The following is a 25,862-nucleotide window of genomic DNA, read 5'->3' on the forward strand; positions in this document are numbered from 1 at the left end:
TCTTTGTTTTGATCAAGCACCGTGTTTTACCAAGACAAAGGCCCCCTCACCGAGGTGAGGGGGCCTTCGACGTCTGAAGGGACTCAGCGAGCGCGGCGAGCCAGGCGCTCCGGGTCCAGGATCAGCACGCTCTTGCCTTCGAGCCGCAGCCAGCCGCGGTGGGCGAAGTCGGCGAGGGCCTTGTTGACGGTCTCGCGGGACGCGCCGACGTACTGGGCGATCTCTTCCTGCGTCAGGTCGTGCGTGACCCGCAGCAGGCCGGCCTCCTGGCTGCCGAACCGCTGCGCGAGCTGCAGCAGCGCGCGCGCCACGCGGCCGGGGACGTCGGTGAAGATCAGTTCCGCGACCATGTTGTTCGTCCGGCGCAGGCGGCGCGCGACCACGCGCAGCAGCTGCTCGGCGATCTCCGGGCGGGTCGAGATCCACTGGCGCAGGGCCGGGCGGTCCATGGTGACCGCGCGGACCTCGGTGACCGTGGTCGCGCTCGACGTCCGGGGGCCCGGGTCGAAGATGGACAGCTCGCCGAACATGTCCGACGGGCCGAAGATGCCCAGCAGGTTCTCGCGCCCGTCCGGGGACTTGCGGCCGATCTTCACCTTGCCGGACTGGATGATGTACAGCTTGTCGCCGGGTTCACCCTCGTTGAAGATGACGTGGCCGCGGGGGAACTCCACGGATTCCAAGGTCTGGGCCAGCGCCTCCGCCGCTGCCGGCTCCACACCCTGGAAAATGCCCGCACGGGCCAGGGTTTCATCCACCTCGGGTGCCTCCTCGTCGAGAAACGTTCACGCGCTCCCTGGGCTGGAAGAGCGTGACGCCGATCACTTGCGCGTCAGTCTAGGGCGTACTCCCGAGATCGCCCGTCGGACGCGCGGCCCGCCGAAACGATCTCGTTCGAACGTGGAGCCTAACTCCGCACGCGACGCGCGCGTAGCCTGGCTGCCCGTCCGCCCAGCCTACGGAGCCGGAACAGCTCGAGGGCCCGGCCGATGCCGTGCCCGTAGAGCGCCCTGACTTCGTTGGGCTGCGCCTGCTCGAGGAACTCTTCGACCTCGTTCTCCTGCACCGCGACGTGCTTGAGCCTGCTTTCGACGCGCTCCATGAAGAGCGCGAAGAACATGATCACGAGGGGGACCAGGATGACGAACCAGACAGTCATGACCGGACCCCGAAACACTCAGTGAAAAGCATCTACTCCAGATCCTCGCTCATGGCGGCCGGAAAACTGCGCCGAGGTGGTGCTCTGGCGTGTCGGTGTCCACCGGTGCACTGACCGGCCCGTCCGACGGCGCCCGTAGGCTATCGGGGTGCCTCCTGCCACCACGAACGCCCCCCGTGAGGGCGCTGGTGAAAGCCGATTGGCTCTGGTGAGACGCGCCAGGCGGATGAAGCGTTGCTTGGACGACGTGTATCCCGGCGCCCACTGTGAGCTCGACTTCACCACACCCCTGGAACTGCTGGTCGCGGTCGTCCTGTCCGCGCAAACCACCGACGTCCGGGTGAACCTCGTCACGCCCGCGCTGTTCAAGCGGTACCGGACCGCCGCCGATTACGCGGGCGCCGACCGCACCGAACTGGAGGAGTACCTCCGGAGCACCGGCTTCTACCGGGCCAAGGCGAACTCCGTGATGGGGCTCGGCGCGGCGCTGGTCGAGCGCTTCGGCGGCGAGGTGCCGGCCAAGCTCGACGACCTCGTCACCCTGCCCGGCGTCGGCCGCAAGACCGCCAACGTCGTGCTCGGGAACGCCTTCGACGTCCCCGGCATCACCGTCGACACGCACTTCGGCCGGCTGGTCCGGCGCTGGGGCTGGACGGCGGAGGAGGACCCGGTCAAGGTCGAGCACGCGATCGGCGAGCTGATCCCCCGCAAGGAGTGGACGATGCTCTCGCACCGGGTGATCTTCCACGGCCGCCGCGTCTGCCACGCCAAGAAGCCCGCCTGCGGCGCCTGCCCGCTCGCCAGGGACTGCCCGTCGTACGGCACCGGCCCGACCGGCTTCGAGGAAGCCGCGAAACTGGTCAAAGGCGAGGAAAAGGACCACATCCTGGCGCTGGCGGCGCCCCGGTGACGAGAGTCACCAAGTGGGCGCTGGCCGCGGCGGTGCTGGCGGTCGCGCTGATCGTCGCGCTGCTGCCCCGCGGGGGTGGCGACACCGCCGCGAAGCCGGCCGAGGACCTGGGCCCGGCCCGGTCCGCGGCGGCGCTCCAGCCGTGTCCCGCGCCGGGCGCCGGCAAGCCGGTGAAGCAGCTCGAAGGCGTCCGGGCGGACTGCCTCGGCGACGGCGCGAGCGTCGACGTCGGCCAGGCGCTCGCCGGGGCTCCGGTGCTGGTCAACGTGTGGGCGTCGTGGTGCCAGCCGTGCCGCACCGAGCTGCCCGTGCTCCAGGAGTACGCGAAGCAGCCGGGTGCCGTGCGCGTGCTCGGCGTCCAGGTGCAGAGCCCGGCGAAGGACGGCTTGGACCTCCTCGCGAGGCTGGGCGTGCACCTCCCGTCGGTGTTCGACGGGGACGGCGGCACCGGCCCGGTCCGGACGGCGCTCGAGGTGCCCTCGGCGCTCCCGGCGTCCTACCTGGTCACCGCGGCCGGCGAGGTCCGGTTCATCGCGAATCCCCGCACCTTCGGGAACACTGACCAGGTGCGCGCGGCAGTCGAGGGAGCATCGTGATCGGACCACTGGTCGAGCCGGAGTCGGTGCCCGAGTGGCTGCGGCCGCTGGTCAAGGTGAGCGGCGAGGTCGACTCGAAGACGTTCACGCGGTTCAGCCCGCCCGAAGCGGCGTACACGCGTGCCGCGGCGGTCCTCATCCTCTTCGGCGAGCGCGAAGCCGACGGCGAACCCGACGTCCTCCTGCAGCGGCGCGCCGACACCCTCGGCTCGCACGCCGGGCAGGTCTCGTTCCCGGGCGGCGGCGCCGAGGAGGGCGACGGCGGCCCGATCGGCACCGCGCTGCGCGAGGCCGAGGAGGAGACCGGGGTCGTCCCGTCCGGCGTCCGGCCGGTCGCGGTGCTGCCGGAGCTGTTCGTCCCGGTGTCCGGGTTCGCGGTGACGCCGGTGCTGGCGCACTGGGCGGAGCCGTCGCCGGTGCACGCGGTGGACCCGGCCGAGACGGCGTCCGTCGCCCGGGTGGCCGTCGCCGACCTGGTCGACCCGGCGAACCGGTTCACGGTCAAGAAGGCCGGCGCGCCGTGGAAGGGGCCGGCCTTCGAGGTCAGCGGCCTGTTCGTGTGGGGGTTCACCGCCGGGTTGCTGTCCGTCCTGCTGAGCCTGGGAGGCTGGGAGCGCGAATGGGACCCGGGCGACGTCCGGGACCTCGACGAGGCGCTGGCCGCGTACCGAGCACGCGTCCTGAACGAGGGGTGACACCGTGAACTGGGTCGATGTGCTGGTCCTGCTGCTGGCCCTGCTGGCGGCGGTGTCCGGTGCGTACCAGGGCGTGATCATCGCGCTGCCGTCGCTGGTCGGCGTCGTGCTCGGCGCGATCGTCGGCATCAAGCTGGCGCCGGTGGTGGTCTCGTTCTTCGACGACCCGGTGTGGAAGGTCGCCTTCGCGGTCGCGACCGTCGTGTTCCTGGTCGCGTTCGGCGAGGCGATCGGCGTCTACGTGGGCCGCAAGCTCCGGCAGAAGATCCGGCCGGACAAGCTCTCCGGCGTCGACAAGACGCTCGGCGCGGTCGTGCAGGCCGTGGTCGTCTTCGTGGTCGCGTGGCTGATCGCGACGCCGCTGACCACCGTGTCCGGCCTGCCGGGCCTGGCCAAGGCGATCAACGGCTCGGTGGTGCTCGGCAAGGTCAACGACGCGATGCCGGAGGCCGCGCAGGGCTTCCCGAGCCAGCTGCGCAAGCTGCTCGACGCGTCCGGTTTCCCGTCGATCATGGATCCGTTCGAGAAGGCGCCGACCGCGGACACCTCGCCGCCGGACCCCGCCTTGCAGAGCAGCGGGACCGTCCAGCAGCTGCACGGCAGCGTGGTCAAGATCCGCGGCAGCGCCAGCTCGTGCTCGCGGTCCCTCGAAGGCAGCGGGTTCGTGATCTCGCCGCAGCGGGTGATGACGAACGCGCACGTCGTGGCCGGCACGGACACCGTCGGCATCGAGACGACCCAGGGCGACTACCCGGCCCGTGTCGTCTACTTCGACCCGGAGGTCGACATCGCGGTGCTGGCCGTGCCGCGGCTGCGCGCCGAGCCGCTGCAGTTCGCCCCGGAAACGGCGCGGGCGGGCGACAGCGCGATCGTGCTCGGCTACCCGCTCGACGGCCCGTACCGGGCGACGCCGGCCCGCGTGCGCGGCCGGATCAACCTGCGCGGCCCGGACATCTACGAGGCCAACACCGTCCAGCGGGACGTCTTCACGGTCCGCGCGGAGATCCGCAGCGGCAACTCGGGCGGCCCGATGGTGACCCCGGACGGCAAGGTCATCGGCGTCGTCTTCGGCGCGGCGGTGGAGGACCCGGAGACGGGCTTCACGCTGACGGCCGAGCAGGTCCGCGCCGAGGTCGACGCGGCGCCGTCGCAGACGTCGAACGTGTCGACCGGCTCCTGCGCCGCCTAACGCCCGTAGCGCAGGGCGAGGCCGTCGAGCAGCGCCCGCATGCCCGACTCGAAGATGTCGTCGAGGACCAGGTCGTAGCCGGTCTCGGTCAGGTCCGCGAGCATGCGGGCGAACGTCGGGTGCCCGGCCGCCATCGCCGCGACGGCCGGCCCCTGGTGGTCCATCCAGTCGTCCCCGGTCAGCCCGGACGACGCCAGCGCGCTCTGTTCGCGTTCCAGGTGGACCGCCATGCCCTGGACGTGGCTGAAGAACAGGACGTGCAGGTCGCACAGGGTCGCGGCGTCGACCCCGAGCTCGGACAGCGCGGACAGCGCCCACTCGCCGTGGGTGGCGAGGTTGCGCAGGGGCAGCGGCCGCGTGATCGGCCCGAGCTGGGCCAGCCAGGGGTGGCGTTTGAAGAGCGACCAGAGCGTGCGGCCGCCGAGCGTCAGCCGTTCGCGCCAGTCGCCCGACTGCTTCGCCGGATAGCCGCGCTCGCCGAACGCGGCGTCGGCCATGAGCAGCACCAGCTCGTCCCGGCCGCGCACGTACCGGTACGGCGCCATCGGGGCGACCCCGAGCCGGGCCGCGACCCCGCGCATCGACAGCGCGCCGAGCCCCTCGGCGTCGGCGATGTCGATGGCCGTGCGCACGAGCCGGTCGCGGGTCAGCCCGCGCTGGCTGCCGCGGCTTTCGCGGCCGGCGACGACCGTCCCCGACCGCGGCTCCGCGCGGATGACGCCTTCCTGCCCCAGCAGCGCGAGTGCCTTGGCCGCGGTCGCCATGGCGACGCCGTGGTCGGCCGCGAGCCGCCGGGTCGACGGCACCCGCGCACCCGGCGACAGCTCGCCCCGCGCGATCCGGCCGCGCAGCTCGTCGGCGATGGCCACGTACTTCACGACTTCTCCCTGACCTAGTACAGCGGGCCATCTGTGCTAGTACAGATTTGCCGCTTGAACTGTGTGAACTCCACTGTGGTGCCAACAAGTGTACGACTCTGGAGGAACCAATGCGGAACATCCTGATCTCCGGCGCCGGCGTGGCCGGCGGCACCCTGGCCCGGTTCCTGGCCCGCGACGGCTGGTCGGTGACCGTGGTCGAGCGCGCGCCCGGACCGCGCACCGGCGGCCAGGCGATCGACGTGCGCGGGGTCGCGCTCGACGTCGTCGACGAGCTGGGCATCGGCGACCGGCTGCGCGCGCTGCGCACCCGGATGCGGGGGATGGCCGTGGTGGACGGTCAGGGCCAGGAGCTGTTCCGGTCCGAGGAGTTCACCTACAGCAGCGGACGGCTCGACAACGCCGACTTCGAGGTGCTGCGCGACGACGTCGTCGCGGTCCTGCACGAAGGCACCGGCGTCGAGTACGTCTTCGGCGACGCGATCACGGCGTTGACCGAGGAGCCGCACGGCGTGCGCGTGGAGTTCGAACGCGGTGGCTTCCGGACGTTCGACCTCGTCGTCGGCGCCGACGGCCTGCACTCGGCCGTGCGGCGGCTCGCCTTCGGGCCGGAGGAGCGGTTCGTCCGCCACCTCGGGCAGTACCTGGCGATCTTCCCGGCGCCCAACTTCCTCGGTCTCGAGGACTGGCAGGTCTGGTTCCGCCACGAGCACACCGGCGGCGTCGCGTACCCGGTGCGGGACAACACGGAGCTGCGCGTGACGCTCGGGTTCGGCTCGGAGCCGCTGCCCCGGCTGACCGTGCCGGAGCAGAAGCGGCTGATCGCCGAACGGCTCGGCGGTGTCGGCTGGGAGGTGCCGAAGCTGCTGGACGCGATGGCCGCCGCGGACGTCTTCTACTTCGACGCGATGGCCCAGATCGAGCTGGACCGCTGGTCGGCCGGGCGGGTGGTGCTCGTCGGCGACGCCGGCTACTGCGCGTCCGCCTTGTCCGGCCAGGGAACGAGCCTCGCGCTGGTCGGCGCGTACGTCCTCGCGCAGGAGCTGGGCCGCGCGGATCACGAAACCGCCTTCGCGGCCTACGAACGGCGGATGCGGCCCTTCGTCGAGCTCAACCAGGCGCTGGCGACGGAGAACCCGGAGGGCGGCCCGGCGGAGGAGTCGGTGGACCGGGCGAAGAACGCCATCAGCCTCGCTTGAGGAAGTCCACCAGCGCCGCGGACGTCCGGTCCGGGACTTCGAGGTGGGGGAAGTGCCCGACGCCCGGCCAGAACTCCGGCTCGGCGTGCGGGCCCGCCCAGCGCACCGACGACGTCGCCGTCTCGGGCAGGATGCAGGTGTCGTCGGCGCCGTGCAGCTGCAGCGTCGGCGCCGCGATCCGGCGGCCCACGGCGTCGGTGAACCGGCGGCCTTCGCCGCGGAACTGGGCGCGGAACGCCCACCGGTAGTACTCGAGCGCGCTGTGCGCGACGCCGGGAACGAGCATGGCGTGCCGGAACTCCTCGACGCTGTCGACGAAGTCCGAAGTGGACCGCCACCGGCTCCCGGCCCAGCCGCCGAAGAGGTCTTCGACGGCTTGGGCGTCGTCCTTCACGAGCCACTTCTCCGGCGCCATCGGGACCTGGAAGCGGAAGAGGTGCCCGGCGGCCCGGCCCTGGCCGCGCCACGGGCGGACCGACGAGCGCAGCGCGAGCGGGTGGGCGGCGCCGATCGCCGTCACCGACGAGACGAGCCGCGGGTGCAGCGCCGCGACCGTCCAGGCGAGCAGGCCGCCCCAGGCGTGCCCGACGAGGTGCGCGCGGCGCGCCCCGAGCGACTTGATCAACCCGCCGACGTCGCCGGCGAGCGTCCAAGCGTCGTAACCGCGGGGCGGCTTGTCCGAGTCGCCGTAGCCGCGGAGGTCGACGGCGACCGCGCGGAACCCGGCGTCGGCCAGCGCGCGCAGCTGGTGGTGCCAGGTCCACCAGAATTCGGCGAACCCGTGGAGCAGCACCACGACCGGTCCGTCGCCGAGCTCGGCGACGTGCAGCCGGATGCCGTTCGCGGACACGTCGCGGTGGGCCCACGCGCCGTCGAGCCGGACGCTCGACGGGTCGGGGGAAGCGGGCAACGCCTCAGTCGCGGGTGGTCGTCAAGTCGTCTTCGGGCGCACGCTGCGGCTTGAGCGCGGCGGCGGTCTCCTTGACGCTGGCGATCGTCCGCTCGGGAGCCTTGAACTTCTTCACCTTGCGGTAGCCGAGGAACCCGGCACCGATCGCGACCACCACCATCGCGAAGAACACGATGCCGAACGCGATCCAGCGGTGGCGCACCACCTCGGCCAGGCCTTCGGCCGCGAAGAAGAACAGGAAGAACGTGCTGTACAGGAAGACCGTCAGCGCGATCAGGAAGTAGACGGCCCCCTTGAGGCCCTTCTTCACCTCGCCGACCAGCTCGGACTTCGCGAGCTCCATCTCGGCCCTGACCAGGGTCGAGATGTGCTGGGTCGCGTCGCCGACCAGCCGGCCGAGCGACTGGTCGCCGGGGACGTCGTTCGCGGAGGACAGCGGGAGGTAAGGCACGGCCCCCACGCCGTCGGGGCCGGTGCGTTCGTGCTTGGGGCTGCTCACCGGGTCATCGTGCCATGTGTCTCGAAACCGGGCGCGGCGGCGTCACAGTGTGTCGGAGATTCGGGCGTGCGCTTTGCTACGGCGGAGTAGCAGGGCCGCCGCCAGCAGGGAGGCCACCGCGGACGCGATCAACACCGCCGCCTTGGCCAGCTCGCTCGTTCCTTCGGGCAGCGCCAGCTCCGCGATCAGCAGGCTCACGGTGAACCCGACCCCGCCGAGCACCGACAACGCGGCCATGTCCCGCCAGCTCATCCCGCGCGGCTTCTCCGCCGCGCCCAGCTTCACGGCGAGCGCGCTGGCCCCCATGATGCCGACGAACTTGCCGGCGAGCAGCCCGGCCAAGATCGCGAGCGGCAACGCCGTCGTGAACACCGCGCCGAGCGCGTCGCCGTTCACCGAGATCCCGGCCGCGAACAGCGCGAACACCGGCACGGCGACCGCCGCCGACCACGGCTGGAGCCGGTGCTCGAGCCGCAGCGCGGGAGCCTCGGCCTCGCCTTCGTCGGCGCGGACGCGGGTGAGCAGGCCGAGCGCGACGCCGGCGATCGTCGCGTGGATGCCCGCCGAGTGCACCGCGACCCAGGTGACCAGCGCCAACGGCACGTAGAGCCACGGCGTCCGGACCCGCTTGTGCTGGAGGAACGCGTACAGCGCAAGCGCCACGACGGCGACGGCCACCGCGACCAGGTCGAAGCCCGTCGTGAAGAGCACGGCGATGACGACGATCGCGCCGAGGTCGTCCACCACGGCCAGCGAAAGAAGGAAGACCCGCGCGCTCGAAGGCAGGTTCGACGCGGTCAGCGCGAGCACGCCGAGCGCGAACGCGATGTCCGTGGCCACGGGGACGGCCCAAGCGCGCTCGATGCCCGGCGTCCCCCAGCCGACGGACAGCGCGACGAGCGCGGGCACGACCATGCCGCCGAGCGCGGCCACGACCGGCAGGATCGCCTGCTTGAACCGGGACAGCTCGCCGATGACGAGCTCGCGCTTGAGCTCGAGCCCGGCGACGAAGAAGAAGAGGGCCAGAAGGCCGTCCTTGGCCCAGTCGCCGATCGTCAGGTCGAGGTGCAGGAACTCCGGGCCGAGCCGGAAGTCGCGCAGGGCGTGGTAGCTGTCGCGCAGCGGCGAGTTGGCCCAGAGCAGGGCGATCGCGGTCGCGCCGAGGAGGATCAGCCCGCCGGTCGTCTCGGTGCGCAGGTAGCGGGCGAATTCGCTGAAGGGGCGGGACACGGGCGGCTCCTGGGTTCGCTGATCACCATTGCCGACCAGACTTCCCGGCGCACCTTGACGTAATTTTAATCCACCTTTGTCACGGACCGTTATGGCGACCGCCACACGGGGTGTCGGTGGTGGGTCACCAGGTGGGCCCATAGCATGCCAATCGACAACGAAGTCCGAGACAAAGGAAGACAGAGTTGTGAGCACCTCTACCGAGGTCCAGCAGGACACGAGGTTCTTCGGGCACCCACGAGGACTGGCGAACCTCTTCGGCGTCGAGATGTGGGAGCGGTTCTCCTACTACGGGATGCTCGGCATCCTGCCGATCTACCTCTACTACAAGGTCGACCAGGGTGGTCTGGGCCTGGCGCAGGAATCCGCGCTCGGCATCGTCGGCGCGTACGGCGGGCTGGTCTACCTCTCCGCCGTCATCGGCGCCTGGGTCGCCGACCGGCTGCTCGGCTCCGAACGGACGCTCTTCTACAGCGCCGTGCTGATCATGATCGGCCACCTCAGCCTGGCGCTGCTGCCCGGCCTGACCGGGATCGGCGTCGGTCTCGTGTGCGTCGCGGTCGGCAGTGGCGGGCTGAAGTCCAACGCGACGGCGATCGTCGGCACGCTCTACGCCGACGGCGACGAACGGCGCGACGCCGGCTTCACGATCTTCTACATGGGCGTCAACCTCGGCGGCTTCGTCGGACCGCTGCTGACCGGGCTCGCGCAGTCGGAGGTCGGCTTCCACCTAGGCTTCGGCCTCGCCGCGATCGGCATGGCGCTCGGCCTGATCCAGTACACGCTCGGCCGCAAGAACCTCGGCGACAAGGCCAGGGAGATCCCGAACCCGCTGCCGTCGTCGCAGCGCGCGCTCGCGATCGGTGCGGCGGTCCTGCTGGTCGTCGCGATCGCGGTGCTGGTCATGACCGGAGTCGTCAACCCGGGCAACCTCGCCGACGTCGTCGTGGTGGTGGTCGGCGTGATCTCGGTGATCTACTTCCTCGTGATCCTGACCAGCCGCAAGATCACTTCGGACGAGCGCAGCCGGGTGTTCTCGTTCATCCCGATGTTCATCGCCAGCGCGGTGTTCTTCTCGCTGTACCAGCAGCAGTTCACGGTCGTCGCGGCCTACACCGACCAGCGGCTGAACCGGAACCTGTTCGGCTGGGAGCTGCCGGTGCCCTGGGTCAACTCGATCAACCCGGTGTTCATCATCGTGTTCGCGCCGCTTCTGGCGGCGCTGTGGACGAAGCTCGGCGAGCGCCAGCCGTCGACGCCGATGAAGTTCGTCCTCGGCACGGTGCTGATGGGCGCGGCCTTCCTGCTGTTCCTGCCGATGGTGGGCAGCGGCCAGAACGCGAGCCCGATGCTCGCGCTGGTCGGCATCCTGTTCGTCTTCACGATCGCCGAGCTGTGCCTCTCCCCGGTCGGGCTGTCGCTGTCGACGAAGCTCGCGCCGGCGGCGTTCCGGACGCAGATGGTGGCGCTGAACTTCCTGTCCATCTCGTTCGGCACGGCGATGTCCGGCAAGCTCGCCGAGTACTACTCGGTCGACGACGAAGCGCCGTACTTCAGCACGGTCGGCGGCGTCGCCATCGGCGTCGGCGTGCTGCTGTTCCTCGGCATCCCCTTCATCCGCAAGCTGATGAAGGGCGTTCACTAGCCGACGGTGACGCCGAAGATCACCCCGACGAAGTACGTCACGACCATGGTGAGGGCGCCGACCCCGACGTTGCGCAGGATCGCGCGCCCCACCTTGGCGTCGCCGAGCCGCGCGCTGAGCCACCCCGTCAGCGTGAGGCCGACGACGACCGCGGCCGCGCACGCCCACACCCGCAGGGAGACACCGGCCCAGGCGATGGACAGGATCGGCAGCAGCGCGCCGACCGAGAACGCGACGAGCGACGCCCACGCGGCCTGCCACGGGCTGGTCAGGTTGTCCGGATCGATGCCGAGCTCGGCTTCCGCGTGCGCCTGCAGCGCGTCCTTTTCGGTCAGCTCACGCGCGACCTGGCTCGCGAGGTCCGGCGAAAGCCCTTTGTCCTCGTAGATCCCGGCGAGCTCGCGCTCCTCGGCCTCCGGCATCGTCTTGAGCTCTTGCTTTTCGAGCCGGAGCAAGGCCTGTTCGGTGTCGCGCTGGGTGCTGACGGAGACGTATTCCCCGCCGGCCATGGAAAAGGCCCCGGCGACGAGACCGGCGATTCCGGCGGTGAGGATCGTGGTGCTTTCGGTGGTCGCCCCCGCGACCCCGACGACGATCCCGGCGACCGACACGATGCCGTCGTTCGCCCCGAGAACCCCGGCCCGCAGCCAGTTCAGCTTCCCGCCCACGTCCTGGTGCGGTTCGTGGGCGTGCTCCACGGCGTCACCGTCGATCGTTTCGGTCACGGGACAAGTGAAACACGAACGGGGAATCGTGGCGAGACTTGTTCTTTTTGTCAGGTACGCCTAAATAACGTGTGCCTTGCCTAAGCCTGTCCTGTGTGGACTCTCAGCGATCCTGGGTCATCATGGGCACATGGAGGAGCAGGTTTGGGAGCCGCTGGTGACCGTGGAGGGCCTCCCGTTGACGGGCGGCGAAGGCCGGTTCCGGCTGCTGGAGACGGCGGAGACCGGCCTGGCGTACTTGATCCACTACCCGGCCGGGGTGGCGTCCCCACCGCACGCGCACGACCACGACTCGATCGTCTACGTCCTGTCGGGCCGCTTGCGCGGCGCGGTGGCCGGGGTCGAGTCCGAGCTGGGACCGGGGGATTCGGCACTGCACCCGCGTGGGGTGACCCACCACGTCGAGGCGCTGACGGACTCGATGTGGGTGGAGTTCAAGTCCCCGCTGCCGAGGCGGCCGCCGATCGCCTGATCCGGGCATGCTGGACCTCGTGATCGACGACTTCGCGAAGGAATACCTGCACAGTGACCTGCGAGAGATCCGCGAGGCGGTGCTCGGAAAGCTCGACGGGCTCTCCGAGTACGACGTCCGCCGTCCACTGACCGGCACCGGGACCAACCTCCTCGGCCTGGTCAAGCACCTGACGCTGACGGAGGCCCGGTACTTCGGCGAGGTCTTCGGCCGTCCGTTCCCCGAGCCCGTCCCGCGGTGGGACGACCTCGACCGGCGCGGGACCGACATGTGGGCGACCGAGCACGAGACGCGCGAGGAGATCGCCGGCCGCTACCGGCGCGCCTGGGCGCACTCCGACGCGACCATCGCCGCGCTCGCCGTCGACTCGCCCGGCCACGTGCCGTGGTGGCCGCGGCCGGACGTGCTGCTGTTCAACGTCCTGGTGCACGTGCTCACCGAGACCGGCAGGCACGCCGGGCACGCCGACATCCTGCGGGAACAGCTGGACGGCGAAGTCGAGGCGGCAGGGCGGGACGCGGCCTTCTGGGCAGCCCGGCGAGCGGAGGTCGAGCGGGCGGCCAGGGCCGCGGCCGGATAGCGGAAACGCCCGGCCCCGCTCGAAGCGGAACCGGGCGCTTCCCGGAAATGAAGCTCAGGCGTCGAGCTCGGCGAGGGCCTGCTTGGCCTTCTCGAGCTCGGCTTCCAGCGCGGCGACCTTCGCGGCCTGCGCCTCGCGGGCCTGGTTGATCACCTCGTCGATCGGGCCGGAGAGGTCGCTGTGCAGCTCCTTCGCCGCGCGCGAAACCGCGGCGGCGGGGATCTCCAGGCCCTTCGCGACCCACTTCGAGCCGTTCTTGAGCTCGGCCTGCCACTCGCCGTCGGCGGTGCCGGTGACCGTCAGGGTCAGCTCGACCGTGCGGGTCTTCTTCGCCGTCGACGCCGTCGCCGCGCCCTTGGGGCGGCCGCGCTTGGGCTTGGGGGCCTCTTCCTCGGCGGGCTCGGGCGAGCCTTCCGAAGCGGAGGGGGACGCGGACTCGGTGACGGTCGCCTCGTCGGTGGCAACGGCCGGCGCCTCGGTGGTGGCCGAAGCCGTTTCCTCGTCGTGCGTCAGGACATCCACGGTCATCGTCGTGTCGTCTCCTTGCCCGGGAAGTGGGTGTGGTTCGCGGCACAGTGTAGAACATGCGTTCGACAAGCGCCGCGCGGGGGTTCCATGACAGAGCCCTCCCGGCGCGAAGCCGGAAGGGCTCTGACGAAGAGAACGCTAGCTCACTCCTCGGACTTGCCCGACTTCAGGCCCGACGAGATCAGGTCCATCACCGACGAGTCGGCCAGCGTGGTGACGTCGCCGACCTGCCGGTTCTCCGCGACGTCGCGCAGCAGGCGGCGCATGATCTTGCCTGAGCGCGTCTTCGGCAGCTCCGGCACGACCATGATCTGCCGCGGCTTCGCGATCGGCCCGATCTCCTTCGCGACGTGGTTGCGCAGCGCCTGGATGGCCTCGTCGCCGCCGTCCACCGCGTTGCCGCGCAGGATGACGAACGCGACGATGCCCTGCCCGGTCGTCGGGTCGGACGCGCCGACGACCGCGGCCTCGGCCACCGTCGGGTGCGAAACCAGCGCCGACTCGACCTCGGTCGTCGAGATCCGGTGGCCGGACACGTTCATCACGTCGTCGACGCGGCCCAGCAGCCAGACGTCGCCGTCGTTGTCGTACTTCGCGCCGTCGCCGGCGAAGTAGAAGCCCTGCTCCTTGAAGCGCGACCAGTAGGTGTCACGGAAGCGCTCTTCGTCGCCCCAGACGCCCCGCAGCATCGACGGCCACGGCTTGTCGAGCACCAGGTACCCGCCGCCGCCGGGCCCGACCTCCTTGCCCTGGTCGTCGACGACCTTCGCGGAGATGCCCGGCAGCGCCTTCTGCGCGGAACCCGGCTTCGTCGAGGTGACGCCCGGCAGCGGCGAGATCATGATCGCGCCGGTCTCGGTCTGCCACCACGTGTCGACGATCGGAGCCTGGCCCGCGCCGATGTTCTCGCGGTACCAGATCCACGCCTCGGGGTTGATCGGCTCGCCGACCGAGCCCAGCACCCGCAGCGACGACAGGTCGTACTTCTCCGGGATTTCCGCGCCCCACTTCATGAACGTGCGGATCAGCGTCGGGGCGGTGTAGTAGAGGGAGACCTTGTACTTCTGGACGATCTCCCAGTGCCGTCCCTCGTGCGGGGTGTTCGGCGTGCCTTCGTAGACGACCTGCGTGACGCGGTTGGCGAGCGGGCCGTAGACGATGTAGCTGTGGCCGGTGATCCAGCCGATGTCCGCGGTGCACCAGTAGACGTCTTCGCCGGCCTTGTGGTCGAAGACGTTGTGGTGCGTGTACGCCGTCTGCGTCAGGTAGCCGCCGGAAGTGTGCAGGATGCCCTTCGGCTTCCCGGTCGTCCCGGACGTGTAGAGGATGAACAGCGGGTGCTCGCTGTCGAAGGCCTCGGGAGTGTGCTCTTCGGACTGTCCGTCGACGAGCTCGTGCCACCAGAGGTCGCGGCCGTCGGTCCACGGGACGTCGCCCTCGAGCTGGTCGCCGGTGCGCTTCACGACGATGACCTTCTCGACGGTTTCGGCGCCTTCGAGCGCTTCGTCGACATTGGTCTTCATCGGCGCGGCCTTGCCGCGGCGGAACTGGCCGTCGGAGGTGATCACGATCTTCGCGGCGGCGTCGTCGACGCGGGCCCGCAGCGCCGTCGGCGAGAAGCCGCCGAAGACGACGTTGTGCAGCGCGCCGATCCGCGCGCACGCGAGCATCGCGAAGATGGCCTCGGGGACCATCTGCAGCTGGATCGCGACGACGTCGCCCGCGGTCACGCCGAGGGACGTGAGTGCGTTGGCGGCCTTGGAAACCTCGGTCTTCAGCTCGGCGTAGGTGATGTCCCGGGTGTCACCCGGCTCGCCGACCCAGTGGATCGCGACCTGCTCGCCGTGGCCGGACTCGACGTGCCGGTCGACGCAGTTGTAGGCGACGTTCAGCTTGCCGCCGACGAACCACTTCGCGAACGGCGCATTGGTCCAGTCCAGTACCGTGGTCCACTTCGTGTCCCACGTGAGCCGCTCGGCCTGCTTGGCCCAGAACGCTTCGCGATCGGCGTCCGCCTCGGCGTAGAGGTCGGCCTTCGCGTTGGCCTGGCCAGCGAATTCGTCGCTGGGCGGGAAGGTGCGGCTCTCGGTGAGCAGGTTGTCCAGTGCTGGGGACTGCTCGGTCATGGTTGCAAGGCCTCCTGTAGTGCGCCGAAACGACGGCTAGCGGCACGCTAGCGACGTTAGTCCGCCTTGTAAAAGGTTGCACCCACGTTGCCCCGCCGTTTCACCGAGGCAGGCGAGCGGCGGTGACTAAGCGTTCGTTCAGCCGGGCTCGGGCGGCGGGCCATTCGGGGGCCAGCATCGAATAGGTGACGGTGTCGCGGGACGAACCGTCCGGCCGGATCCGGTGCGCCCGCAGGACGCCCTCGCGAAGCGCGCCAAGTCGTTCGATGGCGCGTTGCGAGCGCAGGTTCCGGATGTCGGTCTCCCAGGAAACCCGTTGCGCGTCAAGGGTTTCGAACGCGTACTGGAGGAGCAGCAGCTTCGACTCGGTGTTCAGGCCGGTGCGCTGCCAGTCCGCGCCGATCCAGGTGTGCCCGATCGAAAGGATCCGGTGCGGCTCGACGACCTGGTAGTAGGACGTCGTCCCGGCGACGCGGCCGGAAGCGACGTCGATCTGCGCGAACGCCCGCCGCGCGGGGTCGGCGAGGGCCTGCGCCACCATCCGCTCGGCCGCCGGAAGATCCCCCGGCTGCCGGATGCTCAGCCACGCCCAGATGCCCGGGTCGCGGCCCGCCTCGAGCAAGCCCTTCGCGTGGTCGGCCGTCAGCGGCTCCAGGCGGACGTGCTCGCCGGCCAGGGTCGGTCGCGTGTTCCAGTCACTCACGTGATCACCGTACGGCCGGCATTGGCTGTCTCGAATAGCCAGTTTCCAAGCATTTTCACAGGCCACTTCGGCGTTGCCTATGCTCGGCTGACCACGACGAAGGGCGAGATCGATGGCCGAAGAGCGGGAAGAGCTGAGCTGGGAGCTGTTCGGCACCGCGAGCCGTGAACTGGCTCACACCATCGCCGAAGACGGCTTCGCGCCGGACCTCATCCTGTCCATCGCCCGCGGCGGCCTCTTCGTCGCCGGCGCGCTCGGCTACGCGCTCGACGTGAAGAACCTGCACGTGATGAACGTCGAGTTCTACACCGGCGTCGACCAGCGCCTCGACCTGCCGGTGATGCTGCCGCCGGTGCCCAACGTCGTCGACCTCACGAGCAAGAAGGTGCTGATCGCCGACGACGTCGCCGACACCGGCGCGACTCTCAAGCTCGTCCGCGACTACTGCCTCGACCACGTCGCCGAGGTGCGCTCGGCCGTGGTGTACGAGAAGCCGCACTCGACGGTGAAGTGCGAATACGTCTGGCGGCACACCGACCGCTGGATCAACTTCCCGTGGTCGGTGCTGCCGCCCGTGGTCTCCCGTGAAGGCCAGGTGCTCGATGCCTGATCCGCTCAAGCCACTCCTCGACCTCGAAGGCGTCGCCGCGGCCGCGAAGTCCGCGCAGGACGCCGTGTTCAAGGTGCACCGCCTCCCGGCCAACCTCCGCGGTGGCGCGGCGACGGCGGCGGAGGCGTCCGTGCGCGCCGCCCGCGCGTCCGCCGGCATCGAGGGCGCTAACCCGGAGCTGCCCGCCGACGGCGCGGTCGCCGACCCGGTCCTCGCGGGCGCGCTGCGCGTCGCGGAGACGCTGGAGTCGCTCCTCCCGACGTGGCGCCGAGCGCCGTTGCAGGCGTTGGCCCGCCTGCACGTCCTCGCCGCGGCCGACCTGGTCGAAGACCTGGACGCGTTGGGGCGCCCGCATTCCGGCGGCGGCCGGCTCGAGCTGCTGGCCCAGCTGGTCACCGGCGCGACGTCGGTCCCGGGCCCGGTCCTGACGGCGGTCGTGCACGGGGAACTGCTGGCGCTCAAGCCGTTCGGCAGCGCGGACGGCGTCGTCGCGCGCGCGGCCGCCCGGCTGACGATGGTCGCGACCGGCCTCGACCCGAAGGCGCTGAGCGTGCCGGAGGTGGCGTTCTTCCGCCGGGTCCCGCGTTACCTCGAAACCGCCGAAGGCTTCGCGAGCGGGAAACCCGAAGCAGTGCGCGAGTGGCTGCTCTTCTGCTGCGAGGCGTTCGAAGCGGGTGCGCGCGAGGCGAAGAGCATCTCCGACGCGGCGTCTTAAGAGGACAGTTTCGCCGACCACTTCTCTTCGATGCGCCCGAACCGCCACACCGCGAGCGCGACCACCCACGTCAGCACGAACAGCCCGACGATCCCGAACCCGACGTAGTCCAGGTCGACCGACGCGATCGCGGCCAGCGGTCCCGTGGTGATGTCCAGCTTTTCGGCGAGGATCGACACCAGCTCGATGGTGCCGATGACGAACGCGACGGCGACCGACAACGTCGTCACCGCGATGTTGTAGAAGATCTTGCGCACCGGCTTCGCGAACGCCCAGCCGTAGGCGAAGTTCATGAAGCAGCCGTCCACCGTGTCGAACAGGCTCATCCCGGCGGCGAACAGGATCGGCAGCACGAGGATCGCGTACCAGGGCAGGGCGAACGTGGCGGCGCCGGCGGCGAGCACCAGCAGGCCGATCTCGGTCGCGGTGTCGAAGCCCAGGCCGAACAGCAGGCCGACGGGGTAGATGTGCCACGGCTTCCGCACGGACTTCGTCGCCCCGCGCAGCAGCCGGTTCAGCACGCCGCGGTTGTTCAGCTGGTGCTCCAGCGCGGCCTCGTCGAACTCGCCCTGGCGCATCCGCTTGAACACCCGCAGGATGCCGACCAGCACCACGAGGTTCAGGATCGCGATCACGTACAGGAACACGCCGGACACCGACGTCCCGATGAGGCCGGTCGCGTTGTGCAGCGCGGACGAGTCGTCCTCGACCTGCCCGGCGAGCGCGCGGACGCCGAGCGAGAGCAGCAGGCACAACGCGAAGACGATCGTCGAGTGCCCGAGGGAGAACCAGAACCCGACCGACAGCGGCCGCTGGCCGTCGGCCATCAGCTTGCGGGTGGTGTTGTCGATCGCGGCGATGTGGTCGGCGTCGAAGGCGTGGCGCATCCCGAGCGTGAACGCCGTGACGCCGAGGCCGATCCCGAAGACGCCGGACGTGCCCAGCGCGTAGTGCTGGGGCGCGACGAAGACCGCCAGCACCACCCAGCCCACGACGTTGAGCAGCAGGATGAACCCCGCCATCCCGCCGATCGACACCCACTCGCGGCGCGACAGCCTGCGCCGCGAGTCCTCTTCCGTGCCCGCCACCGCCACCCGCCTTCCCTCATCTGTGAGGTTAGACAGGTGAACAGATGAACGGCAATGGCGTGACTACCGTGGCTTCGCCCCGGGCCGGGGGCTCCGCCACCCGGAACCCCCGAAAGCCGGGTGCTAGCTGGCGCGCACGCGCACCAAGTCCAGCGCCTTGCGCACGTGCCCACCGGACGCGTGCAGCGCCTTCGCCGCGCTCGTGACGTCTTCCCCGGACAGCAGGTGCACCAGCGCCACCTTGAGGTCGCCCCCGGCCTCGGTCAGCGCGTCCGAGCAGTCCGCCATCGTCATGCCGGTGGCTTCCTGCAGGATCCGGATGGTCCGGCCGCGCAGCTTCGCGTTCGTCGCCCGCATGCTGACCATCAGGTTGGAGTAGGTCCGGCCCAGCTTGATCATCGTCGCCGTGGAGAACGACGTCAGGATCATCTTCTGCGCCGTGCCCGCCTTCATCCGGGTCGAGCCGGCGATCGCCTCCGGACCGGTGTCGACGGCGATGAGCACGTCGACGCCGGCGGGCTTGGCGGCCTTCGGGTTGCCCGAGACCAGCCCGGTGCGCGCGCCCTGGCGCGACGCGGCCAGCAGCGCACCCAAGACGTACGGCGTCCTGCCCGACGCCGTCAGCCCCAGCACGAAGTCGCCCGGCTGGACCATGGCGGCCATCTCGGCCGCGCCGGCCCCGTCGTCGTCCTCCGCGTTCTCGACGGCGCTGCGCAGAGCCTTCTCGCCGCCCGCGTGGTGCGCGATGAACCAGTCCGCCGGCACGTTGAACGTCGGCACCAGCTCGGCCGCGTCCAGCGTCGCCAGGCGCCCGGACGTCCCCGCGCCGACGTAGTGCACCCGGCCGCCGGCTCGCAGGGCGTCGACCGCGTAGTCCACCGCGCGCGCCACCTGGGGCAGCACCGCGGCCACGGCGCCGGCGACCGTGCGGTCTTCGGCGTTGATCGCGCCCAGGATCCCCGCGGTGGACATCAGGTCGATGTCCGTGGTGCGGGGGTTGCGGGTTTCGGTCGGCGAATCGACGTGCACCGCCTGCGTGGGGACGGTCATCATGCGCCTCACATCTTCGATGGTCATTACTTGCCGGTTTCCCGCGGACGGCGACGACCGTCCGGCCTGACCCCCAAGCGGTGCGAGCCGACCGCGTCCCTGGTCGCGTCCAGGGCGCTGACCGACGCGTCCATGTGCCGCTGCGCGACGCCGATGAACAAGCAGTCGATGACGGTGAGCTGGGCGATGCGGCTCGCCGTCGCTCCCGAACGGAAGGTGGTTTCCCGGGCGGCCGTCGTCAAAACGTAGTCGGCGACCTCGGTGATCGGGGACCGCGGGAAGTTCGTCACGGCGATGGTGATCGCGCCGTGCTCGCGGGCCACACGCAGCGCCTCGACGGTGTCGGTGGTCGCGCCGGTGTGCGAGACGCCGATGGCGACGTCACCGGGGCTGAGCACCGCGGCCGAGGTGAGCATGATGTGCGTGTCCGACCACGAGAAGCACACGCGGCCGATCCGGTGCAGCTTCTGCTGCAGGTCCGCGGCGACGAACGCGCTGGCGCCCACGCCGTAGACGTCGACGCGGCCGGCGCTCGCGACGACCTCGATCACGCGCTCCAGCGTGGGGACGTCGAGCTGGTCCGCCGTCTCCTCGACCGCGCGGGCGTCGGCGAAGCTGACCTTGCCGATGACGGCGGCCAGGTCGTCCTCCGGGCCGATCTCGCCGCCGAGGTTGCGGGTCGTGCGGGCCTCGGTGCGCGCGGTGTCCGCGGCCAGCGCGATGCGCAGCTGCGGGTACCCGCCGACGCCGACGGCCTTGCAGAACCGCGTGACGGTGGTTTCGCTGGTGTTGGCGGCCAGGGCCACCTCGGTGATGCTGCGTCTCGCGACCTGCGCGGGATCTTCCAGCACCACCTTGGCCACGCGCTGCTCGGCGCGGGCCAGACCGGGGAGCAGGGACCGGATCCGGACCAGCGGGCTGGCGTCCGCGTCCCGCACGGTCGGCTGGACCGATACGGGCTCGGACGGTGCCGTGCCGATTACGGATTCGGTATCACTCACCGTCGGAAAGTTACTAACCGTTGGCATCTGCGACAAGGCTACCCACACCCTTCGGTCGGATCGCAACCCGTCCGTGTCTGCGGATCTGGATTTGCGATTAATCACTGACCAGAAAGTCGCCAACCAGGTCGGTCATGTTAACGAGGTCAAGCTAACGACTTGGCAACTTAGTGTCGCGGTGCAAGCGGCAAACGGACGGTAAACTCGGGCTGGTGTTCGACAGCTGGCGACAGCTCGGTCACCGAGCGCTCAACTGCCAACCCTCCGCGACGAAAACGGCGGGGTTTCGTTCACCGTCGAGGAGTGATCGGCCGCTCTCGGTGACTTTCACACCGTCGACCGAAACTCCGCGTCCCGTGTAACCCGGGTCGGTGCTGTAACGCCACCTGAGGCTCACCGCCGCCGCGTGCGGCAGTGTCGCGATGACCTTCCACCAGGCACGGTGGCCGTGTCCGGAGAGCGACGTCACGCTTCCGGAGGGTGCCCCCGGCCCGGATACCGATAAGGCGATCGGTTGCCAGTTCACGCCGTCGGTGCTGGCTTGCAGCTGAAGTGGATCAGTCGGGCCTTCGGTGTCCACAAAGGCGTAAAAGGACACGCGGGCTTGATCACTATCCGTAGTAAAAGGCCGAGTACTCAGCGTGGCGACGCTCGCGTTACCCAGCGTGCTCGTCCACGCGTCGTTCCCGGCCTGCGGCCGCACCGCCATGGCCCTGGCCAGCGACGTCGCCCAGACCTGGCGGGCGGTGTTGATCGAGCCCCAGCTCCGGCTCGGGTGCACCCGGTTGGTCAGCAGGATCGCGAACGAGCGCGACTCGGGGTCGATGACCAGCGTCGTCCCGGTGAAGCCGGTGTGCCCCGCGGTGACCGGCGACGCCAGCGCGCCCATGTACCAGGGCTGGTCGAGCTCGAAGCCCAGGCCGTGCGCGTCGTCCGGGAACTGCTGGTTGTAGTTCGTCAGCATCATCTGCCGCACGGTGTCCTCGCGGAGGATCCGGTGCCCGCGGTAGCTGCCGCCGTTGAGCATCGTCTGGGCGAGGGTGGCCATGTCGCCGGCGGTGCTGAACACCCCGGCGTGCCCGGCGACGCCGCCGAGCGACCACGCGTTCTCGTCGTGCACGCTGCCGCGCACCATCCCACGCGGCGGGTTGGCCTCGAACTCCGTCGCGGCGATCCGGTCCAGCTTCGACGCGGGCGGGTTGTAACCGGTGTCGACCATGCCCAGCGGTGCCGTGATGCGGTCGTGGACGACCTTGTCCAGGGTCTGCCCGGTGAGCTTCTCGACGATGAAGCCGAGGGTGAGCAGGTTGATGTCGGAGTAGAGGTACGTCGTGCCCGGTTTGTTCTTCAGCGGGCTGTCGAGCACGGCCTGCCGCCGCGACGGGATGTCCGGGTAGCCGGCCCACAGCGACGGAATCGGGTCGGCGTCGAACCCGGAGACGTGCGTGAGCAGCATCTTGACCGTGATGGCCGCTTTGTCGCCGGTGGCGAACTCGGGGAAGAAGCGGGACACCGGGGTGTCGATGGTCAGCTGTCCGCGCTCGACGAGCTGCAGGACGGCGATCGACGTGAACAGCTTCGAGATCGAAGCCATGTCGAAGATCGTGTCGTCGCGCATCGGGACCTGCTGGCCGGCAGGCAGTTCGGTGCCCGCGGCGTCGGCGTACCGCAGCGCGCCGCCGACCGCGTACCGGTCGACGACGACGCCGTCGTGCGCCAGCAGGCCCACCGCGCCGGAGAAGTGCGGGTGCCCGGTGGTGTCCGGCTTGGTCCAGCTCGCCAGGAAGTCCTCGGCCGCCTTGATCGGTGCCGGGTCGAGGCCGGCCTGCTGCGGCGAACCGGTGCGCAGGGTCGTCCACGCCGGGGCGAACCCCTGCTGCGGCCGGTCGAAGCGACCGGTGTCGTGGTGGCCCGTGATGGCGCTGGCTCCCGATGTCAACGTGGTCAAAGCGACCAGTACTCCGGTGGCCGCGGCGAGGACCTTCCTAACACGCAAGAGTCTCCCCCTCAGCGGTAGAGCAGGTAGTGGCGGCGTCTGCGGTCGAACTCGGCGAGCTCGGCCCGCCAGGCCCCGGTGACCTCGTCGACGCCTGCCCCGGCGTCGACCATCGTCCGCAGCCGGTCGGAGCCGGAGAGCTTGTCGATGTAGTTGTCGGGGCGCCACGCGAAGACGTCCGGGTGCAGTGCCTTCGCCGTGACGAGCATGGCGACCGCGGTGCGGATCGCTTCGAAGGCCCGAGGGTCGCTGACGCTCAGCTGCACGCCACCGCAGGTCTGGTTGACGAACTTGCTGAAGGTGGGCACGAAGTAGACCTCGCGGAACTTCGCCCCCGGCAGCCGCAGGTCTTCGAGCTTCTCCCGCCAGCGCCAGTCGAGCCCGGGCGCGCCGATGATCTCGAACGGCCGGGTCGTCCCGCGGCCTTCGGAGAACACCGTGCCCTCGAACATGCCGGTGCCCGGGTAGACGAGCGCGGTGTCCGGGGTCGGCATGTTCGGGCTCGGCAGCACCCAGTTCAGCCCGGTCCGCGCGAAGAGCGTGTCGCGCTGCCAGCCGCGGACCTGGACGACTTCGAGGTGGTCCAGCTTCACGCCATCGCCGGGCAGGAACTCTTCGGCGAAGAAGCGCGCTAGCTCGCCGGCGGTCATGCCGTGCTGCTGGACGATCGGCTTCCTGCCGATCCCCGAGGCGAACTTCGGGTCGAGCAGCGGCCCGGCCGCGCGGCCGCCGATCGGGTTCGGCCGGTCGAGCACGACGAAAGCGGCCTTGACCTGTGCCGCGGCCACCATCGCCGTGTACAGCGACCAGATGTAGGTGTAGAAACGCGCGCCGACGTCGGCGATGTCGAAGACGACGGTGTCGACGCCCGCCTTGGTGAACAGCGAAGCGAGCTTCGCCGCGTCGACGCCGTACGCGTCGTACACCGGGACGCCCGTGCGGGGATCGGTGTAGTCGCCTTCGGAGCCGCCGGCCTGCGCGCTGCCGCGGAAGCCGTGCTCGGGTCCGAAGGCCGCGACCGGTTTGACGCCGGCCGCGACCATCGAGTCGACGATGTGGTCGCCGTTCAGCAGCACGCCGGTGGGGTTCGACAGCACCCCGAGCTTGCGGCCCGCGAGCGGACGCCAGCCCTGCGCGGCCAGCTGCTCTGCGCCGGTGAGGACGCGGCCCTTTTCGGTCTGCTCCGGCTCGGCCCCGGCGACGGCCGAGCCGCCCGCGAGGACCGGGACCGCCAGCGCGCTCGCGCCCAGGAAGTGGCGCCGGTTGAGCGTCACCAGGTCAGCCCGTGGCCGAACGGGTACTTGACGGTGCCCAGGTCGGCGCCCGCCGGGATGTCGACCGGCAGCTTCCCGACCGGCTTCGTCTCGCCGAGCACCACCTTGGCCAGCGCCTCCAGCGTCGGCGTGATGTAGCCGTAGGTGGCCAGCCACGTCTTGACGGTGCTCGGGTAGCCGGCGTCGTAGGGGATCTGCGCGGCGACCGCGACGACCGACTTCCCGGTGGCCTGGAGGGCGTCGAGCAGCTTGGTCTGCCGGGGGAAGGCGGCGATGTTGTTGGTCAGCACGACGACCAGATCGGTGTTCTGGGCGTTCGCGACGGCCTGCGCGATCTGCGCGTCCGTCGGGGCCTGACCGGTCTGGTAAGCGGTCGCGGCCGTGCCGTGCGCGGTCAGCTTCTGGGCGAGGGTCGTCGTCGTGGAGACACCCCAGCCGGTGACGAGCGCGGTCGCGGGCTTCTGCTTCAGCGGCAGCAGGCCGGCGTCGTTCGCGACGGCCGTGATGCCGCGGTCGGCGATGTCCTGGGCCGTCTTCAGGCTGGCGGGGACGCCGACGGTCTTCATCACGCGGTTCGCGTCGACGAACGGCGAGAACAGGATGCCGCGCTTGAACTTCAGCTTCAGCACGCGCAGCACGCTCTGGTCGATCCGCTGCATGGGGATGTCACCGGTCTTCACGGCGGTGAGCACCGAGTTGATGGCCAGCTCGAGGTGCACCGGCATGAGCAGCTGGTCGATGCCCGCCTTGAGCGCGAGCACCGGGATCTCGGCGTCGCTGTGCAGCTGGCGCACGCCCTGCATCTCGAGGGCGTCGGTGACGACGACGCCGTTGTACCCGAGCTCGTTCCGCAGCTTGCCGGTGATGATCGGCTTCGACAGCGTCGCGGGTTCGAGCGACGGGTCGAGGCTGGGGAACTGGATGTGCGCGCTCATGATCGAGTCGACGCCGGCCGCGATCGCGGCCTTGAACGGCGGCACGTCGGTGGCCCGCCACTGCGCCTCGGTGCTGTCGATCCGCGGCAGGCCGGTGTGGCTGTCGGTCGGCGCGGCCCCGTGCCCGGGGAAGTGCTTGGCGGTCGCGGCCACGGACTTCTGGAAGCCCTTGAGCTCGGCGGTGACGAAGTCACTGGCCAGGCCGGGCTGGCCGGCGAAGGACCGCACGCCGATGACCGGGTTGGCGGGGTTCGAGTTGACGTCCGAATCGGGCGCGAAGTCCTGGTTGATCCCGACCGCGCGCAGTTCCTGCCCGAGGATCGTGGCGGCCTGCGTCGCCCGGCCCGTGTCCCGCCCGGCGGAGATGGCCATGGCGTTCGGGAACTCGGTGGCGGGCGCGCCCATCCGCGTGACGGTGCCGCCTTCCTGGTCGGCGGCGACCTGCAACGGGATGTGCGCCCCGCTGGTGATGGCGGCCTTCTGCAGCCCGTTCGACAGCTTCGCGACCTGGACCGGGTCGTCGAAGTTGTCGCGCGTGTCGTTGTTGAAGTAGATGACACCGCCCAGGTGGTACTTCCGGACCACCTGCGCCGGGGTGTCGACGCCGAAGTCGGTCTGGTTCTTCGGGTTCACCTCGTCGGCCGTCTTGCCGTTCACCCAGGTGATGAACAGCTGCCCGACCTTTTCCTCCAAGCTCAGCCCCCGCAGCGCCTGCGTGGCGGCGGCCTCCGCCTGCGCGTCGACGCTCATGCGCGGTGCGCTCGCCGCGGTCGCGACACCCACACCGGTGAACGCGAGCACCCCCGCGACGGGCAGGGCGAGCGCATGGAACCTCCGATTTCGGGTCGTCACGACCAGCCTCCCAGAAAGTTGCGGACGCCTGGCGGACGTGAGAAGTCCACTCGGAGGCGCCAGTATCGGGAAGCTACTCACCGAATCCGGCGATGTCCATCGACCGACCGCACCAACGGCCGACTTCGTACCCGGATTGGTAGGAAATTCGCCGTTCGCAACGTGCACGCAGGTCCGAACGGGTGGCGGAGACCCCAGGGCATAAGACGAGGCGGCGCCCGTGGCCGAGGGCCACGGGCGCCGCCTGCAAGCGCGAACTTCTCGGGCGACCAAGCGTGCAACTCTGGTCGTACCTAC

The 25,862-nt window shown here is 70.2% G+C and carries 26 protein-coding genes; 10 read left to right on the plus strand and 16 right to left on the minus strand.

What is annotated here, in order from left to right:
* Positions 1-83 precede the first annotated feature (83 nt).
* Together SD460_RS09110 and SD460_RS09115 are read right to left on the minus strand one after the other, a co-directional pair.
* Entirely contained in the window at positions 84-758 is a 675-nt protein-coding gene (locus SD460_RS09110; protein WP_003081747.1) for a Crp/Fnr family transcriptional regulator, read from the minus strand.
* Between the two features lie 149 nt (positions 759-907).
* On the minus strand, positions 908-1,159 hold the full coding sequence (locus SD460_RS09115; protein ID WP_013230551.1) for a hypothetical protein: 252 nt from the start codon (positions 1,157-1,159) through the stop codon (positions 908-910).
* A gap of 226 nt (positions 1,160-1,385) precedes the next feature.
* On the opposite strand from SD460_RS09115, the gene nth reads away from it, so the two are divergent.
* Genes nth through SD460_RS09135 form a run of 4 tightly spaced genes read left to right on the plus strand, consistent with a single transcriptional unit; the run spans position 1,386 to position 4,549 of the window.
* On the plus strand, positions 1,386-2,069 hold the full coding sequence (gene nth / locus SD460_RS09120) for an endonuclease III (protein WP_290052972.1): 684 nt from the start codon (positions 1,386-1,388) through the stop codon (positions 2,067-2,069).
* A complete protein-coding gene (locus SD460_RS09125; RefSeq protein ID WP_318306059.1) occupies positions 2,066-2,665 on the plus strand; it encodes a TlpA family protein disulfide reductase in 600 nt (199 codons plus the stop codon). The genes nth and SD460_RS09125 overlap by 4 nt, the downstream gene beginning before the upstream one ends.
* A complete protein-coding gene (locus SD460_RS09130) occupies positions 2,662-3,360 on the plus strand; it encodes an NUDIX hydrolase (protein ID WP_290052978.1) in 699 nt (232 codons plus the stop codon). The genes SD460_RS09125 and SD460_RS09130 overlap by 4 nt, the downstream gene beginning before the upstream one ends.
* 4 nt (positions 3,361-3,364) lie before the next feature.
* Positions 3,365-4,549, plus strand: coding sequence for a MarP family serine protease (locus tag SD460_RS09135; protein WP_290052979.1), 1,185 nt, complete (start codon positions 3,365-3,367; stop codon positions 4,547-4,549).
* On the opposite strand, the gene SD460_RS09140 is transcribed toward SD460_RS09135, so the two are convergent.
* Positions 4,546-5,427, minus strand: a complete 882-nt coding sequence (locus SD460_RS09140; RefSeq protein WP_318306060.1) for a TetR/AcrR family transcriptional regulator — start codon at positions 5,425-5,427, stop codon at positions 4,546-4,548. The two genes, SD460_RS09135 and SD460_RS09140, sit on opposite strands and share 4 nt — an antisense overlap.
* Before the next feature lie 110 nt (positions 5,428-5,537).
* Here SD460_RS09140 and SD460_RS09145 point away from each other — a divergent pair, with 110 nt between their 5' ends.
* Positions 5,538-6,626 (plus strand): FAD-dependent monooxygenase, encoded by a 1,089-nt coding sequence (locus SD460_RS09145; protein ID WP_290052985.1) that lies wholly within the window; start codon positions 5,538-5,540, stop codon positions 6,624-6,626.
* On the opposite strand, the gene SD460_RS09150 is transcribed toward SD460_RS09145, so the two are convergent.
* From SD460_RS09150 to nhaA, 3 genes are read right to left on the minus strand one after another with little or no spacing between them, the layout of a single operon-like run.
* A complete protein-coding gene (locus SD460_RS09150) occupies positions 6,613-7,536 on the minus strand; it encodes an alpha/beta fold hydrolase (RefSeq protein WP_318306061.1) in 924 nt (307 codons plus the stop codon). The two genes, SD460_RS09145 and SD460_RS09150, sit on opposite strands and share 14 nt — an antisense overlap.
* Before the next feature lie 4 nt (positions 7,537-7,540).
* Positions 7,541-8,035, minus strand: coding sequence for a phage holin family protein (locus SD460_RS09155; protein ID WP_290052990.1), 495 nt, complete (start codon positions 8,033-8,035; stop codon positions 7,541-7,543).
* A gap of 42 nt (positions 8,036-8,077) precedes the next feature.
* Complete coding sequence (gene nhaA / locus SD460_RS09160) at positions 8,078-9,265, minus strand: Na+/H+ antiporter NhaA (RefSeq protein WP_318306062.1); 1,188 nt, start codon at positions 9,263-9,265, stop codon at positions 8,078-8,080.
* Positions 9,266-9,452: 187 nt separating this feature from the next.
* On the opposite strand from nhaA, the gene SD460_RS09165 reads away from it, so the two are divergent.
* A complete protein-coding gene (locus SD460_RS09165; RefSeq protein ID WP_290052994.1) occupies positions 9,453-10,910 on the plus strand; it encodes a peptide MFS transporter in 1,458 nt (485 codons plus the stop codon).
* Here the strand turns inward: SD460_RS09165 and SD460_RS09170 are convergent.
* Positions 10,907-11,635 (minus strand): VIT1/CCC1 transporter family protein, encoded by a 729-nt coding sequence (locus SD460_RS09170; protein ID WP_290052996.1) that lies wholly within the window; start codon positions 11,633-11,635, stop codon positions 10,907-10,909. The two genes, SD460_RS09165 and SD460_RS09170, sit on opposite strands and share 4 nt — an antisense overlap.
* A 130-nt stretch (positions 11,636-11,765) precedes the next feature.
* Here SD460_RS09170 and SD460_RS09175 point away from each other — a divergent pair, with 130 nt between their 5' ends.
* The gene (locus SD460_RS09175) at positions 11,766-12,107 is read left to right on the plus strand and encodes a cupin domain-containing protein (RefSeq protein WP_318306063.1); all 342 of its coding nucleotides are present in this window, start codon (positions 11,766-11,768) and stop codon (positions 12,105-12,107) included.
* Positions 12,108-12,114: 7 nt separating this feature from the next.
* A complete protein-coding gene (locus tag SD460_RS09180) occupies positions 12,115-12,687 on the plus strand; it encodes a DinB family protein (RefSeq protein ID WP_290052999.1) in 573 nt (190 codons plus the stop codon).
* Between the two features lie 54 nt (positions 12,688-12,741).
* Here SD460_RS09180 and SD460_RS09185 read toward each other — a convergent pair whose 3' ends face one another.
* From SD460_RS09185 to SD460_RS09195, 3 genes are all read right to left on the minus strand, one after another.
* Positions 12,742-13,215 carry a DUF6319 family protein gene (locus tag SD460_RS09185; protein ID WP_290053002.1) on the minus strand — a complete coding sequence of 158 codons (474 nt, stop codon included), beginning with the start codon at positions 13,213-13,215 and terminating at the stop codon, positions 12,742-12,744.
* Between the two features lie 143 nt (positions 13,216-13,358).
* A complete protein-coding gene (gene acs / locus SD460_RS09190; protein WP_290053005.1) occupies positions 13,359-15,341 on the minus strand; it encodes an acetate--CoA ligase in 1,983 nt (660 codons plus the stop codon).
* Between the two features lie 100 nt (positions 15,342-15,441).
* Positions 15,442-16,044 carry a GNAT family N-acetyltransferase gene (locus SD460_RS09195; RefSeq protein ID WP_290053008.1) on the minus strand — a complete coding sequence of 201 codons (603 nt, stop codon included), beginning with the start codon at positions 16,042-16,044 and terminating at the stop codon, positions 15,442-15,444.
* 112 nt (positions 16,045-16,156) lie between these two features.
* On the opposite strand from SD460_RS09195, the gene SD460_RS09200 reads away from it, so the two are divergent.
* Together SD460_RS09200 and SD460_RS09205 are read left to right on the plus strand one after the other, a co-directional pair.
* Positions 16,157-16,654, plus strand: a complete 498-nt coding sequence (locus SD460_RS09200) for a phosphoribosyltransferase (RefSeq protein ID WP_290053010.1) — start codon at positions 16,157-16,159, stop codon at positions 16,652-16,654.
* Entirely contained in the window at positions 16,647-17,369 is a 723-nt protein-coding gene (locus SD460_RS09205) for a Fic family protein (protein WP_290053012.1), read from the plus strand. The genes SD460_RS09200 and SD460_RS09205 overlap by 8 nt, the downstream gene beginning before the upstream one ends.
* Here the strand turns inward: SD460_RS09205 and nicT are convergent.
* The 6 genes from nicT to SD460_RS09235 all read right to left on the minus strand — a co-directional run bounded on the left by nicT (position 17,366) and on the right by SD460_RS09235 (position 25,463).
* A complete protein-coding gene (nicT, locus tag SD460_RS09210; protein WP_290053039.1) occupies positions 17,366-18,406 on the minus strand; it encodes a Nickel transporter NicT in 1,041 nt (346 codons plus the stop codon). The two genes, SD460_RS09205 and nicT, sit on opposite strands and share 4 nt — an antisense overlap.
* A 174-nt stretch (positions 18,407-18,580) precedes the next feature.
* Positions 18,581-19,510, minus strand: a complete 930-nt coding sequence (locus SD460_RS09215) for an N-acetylmuramic acid 6-phosphate etherase (protein ID WP_290053013.1) — start codon at positions 19,508-19,510, stop codon at positions 18,581-18,583.
* Positions 19,511-19,533: 23 nt separating this feature from the next.
* Complete coding sequence (locus SD460_RS09220; RefSeq protein WP_438860570.1) at positions 19,534-20,508, minus strand: MurR/RpiR family transcriptional regulator; 975 nt, start codon at positions 20,506-20,508, stop codon at positions 19,534-19,536.
* 238 nt (positions 20,509-20,746) lie between these two features.
* The gene (locus SD460_RS09225) at positions 20,747-22,504 is read right to left on the minus strand and encodes a serine hydrolase domain-containing protein (protein ID WP_318306064.1); all 1,758 of its coding nucleotides are present in this window, start codon (positions 22,502-22,504) and stop codon (positions 20,747-20,749) included.
* 11 nt (positions 22,505-22,515) lie between these two features.
* Positions 22,516-23,778 carry an exo-beta-N-acetylmuramidase NamZ family protein gene (locus SD460_RS09230; protein ID WP_318306065.1) on the minus strand — a complete coding sequence of 421 codons (1,263 nt, stop codon included), beginning with the start codon at positions 23,776-23,778 and terminating at the stop codon, positions 22,516-22,518.
* Positions 23,775-25,463 carry a glycoside hydrolase family 3 protein gene (locus SD460_RS09235; protein WP_438860572.1) on the minus strand — a complete coding sequence of 563 codons (1,689 nt, stop codon included), beginning with the start codon at positions 25,461-25,463 and terminating at the stop codon, positions 23,775-23,777. The genes SD460_RS09230 and SD460_RS09235 overlap by 4 nt, the downstream gene beginning before the upstream one ends.
* Positions 25,464-25,862 lie beyond the last annotated feature (399 nt).

It is taken from the genome of Amycolatopsis solani (assembly GCF_033441515.1).
In the GTDB taxonomy this organism is placed as follows: domain Bacteria; phylum Actinomycetota; class Actinomycetes; order Mycobacteriales; family Pseudonocardiaceae; genus Amycolatopsis; species Amycolatopsis solani.

Excerpts from the sequence above, each read along its gene's own strand:
- SD460_RS09215 (WP_290053013.1), bottom strand. The coding sequence starts at position 19,510 with ATGATGACCGTCCCCACGCAGGCGGTGCACGTCGATTCGCCGACCGAA.
- SD460_RS09180 (WP_290052999.1), top strand. The coding sequence starts at position 12,115 with ATGCTGGACCTCGTGATCGACGACTTCGCGAAGGAATACCTGCACAGT.
- nth (WP_290052972.1), top strand. The coding sequence starts at position 1,386 with ATGAAGCGTTGCTTGGACGACGTGTATCCCGGCGCCCACTGTGAGCTC.
- SD460_RS09115 (WP_013230551.1), bottom strand. The coding sequence starts at position 1,159 with ATGACTGTCTGGTTCGTCATCCTGGTCCCCCTCGTGATCATGTTCTTC.
- SD460_RS09145 (WP_290052985.1), top strand. The coding sequence starts at position 5,538 with ATGCGGAACATCCTGATCTCCGGCGCCGGCGTGGCCGGCGGCACCCTG.
- acs (WP_290053005.1), bottom strand. The coding sequence starts at position 15,341 with ATGACCGAGCAGTCCCCAGCACTGGACAACCTGCTCACCGAGAGCCGC.
- SD460_RS09185 (WP_290053002.1), bottom strand. The coding sequence starts at position 13,215 with ATGACCGTGGATGTCCTGACGCACGACGAGGAAACGGCTTCGGCCACC.
- SD460_RS09205 (WP_290053012.1), top strand. The coding sequence starts at position 16,647 with ATGCCTGATCCGCTCAAGCCACTCCTCGACCTCGAAGGCGTCGCCGCG.
- SD460_RS09175 (WP_318306063.1), top strand. The coding sequence starts at position 11,766 with ATGGAGGAGCAGGTTTGGGAGCCGCTGGTGACCGTGGAGGGCCTCCCG.
- SD460_RS09200 (WP_290053010.1), top strand. The coding sequence starts at position 16,157 with ATGGCCGAAGAGCGGGAAGAGCTGAGCTGGGAGCTGTTCGGCACCGCG.
- SD460_RS09235 (WP_438860572.1), bottom strand. The coding sequence starts at position 25,463 with ATGAGCGTCGACGCGCAGGCGGAGGCCGCCGCCACGCAGGCGCTGCGG.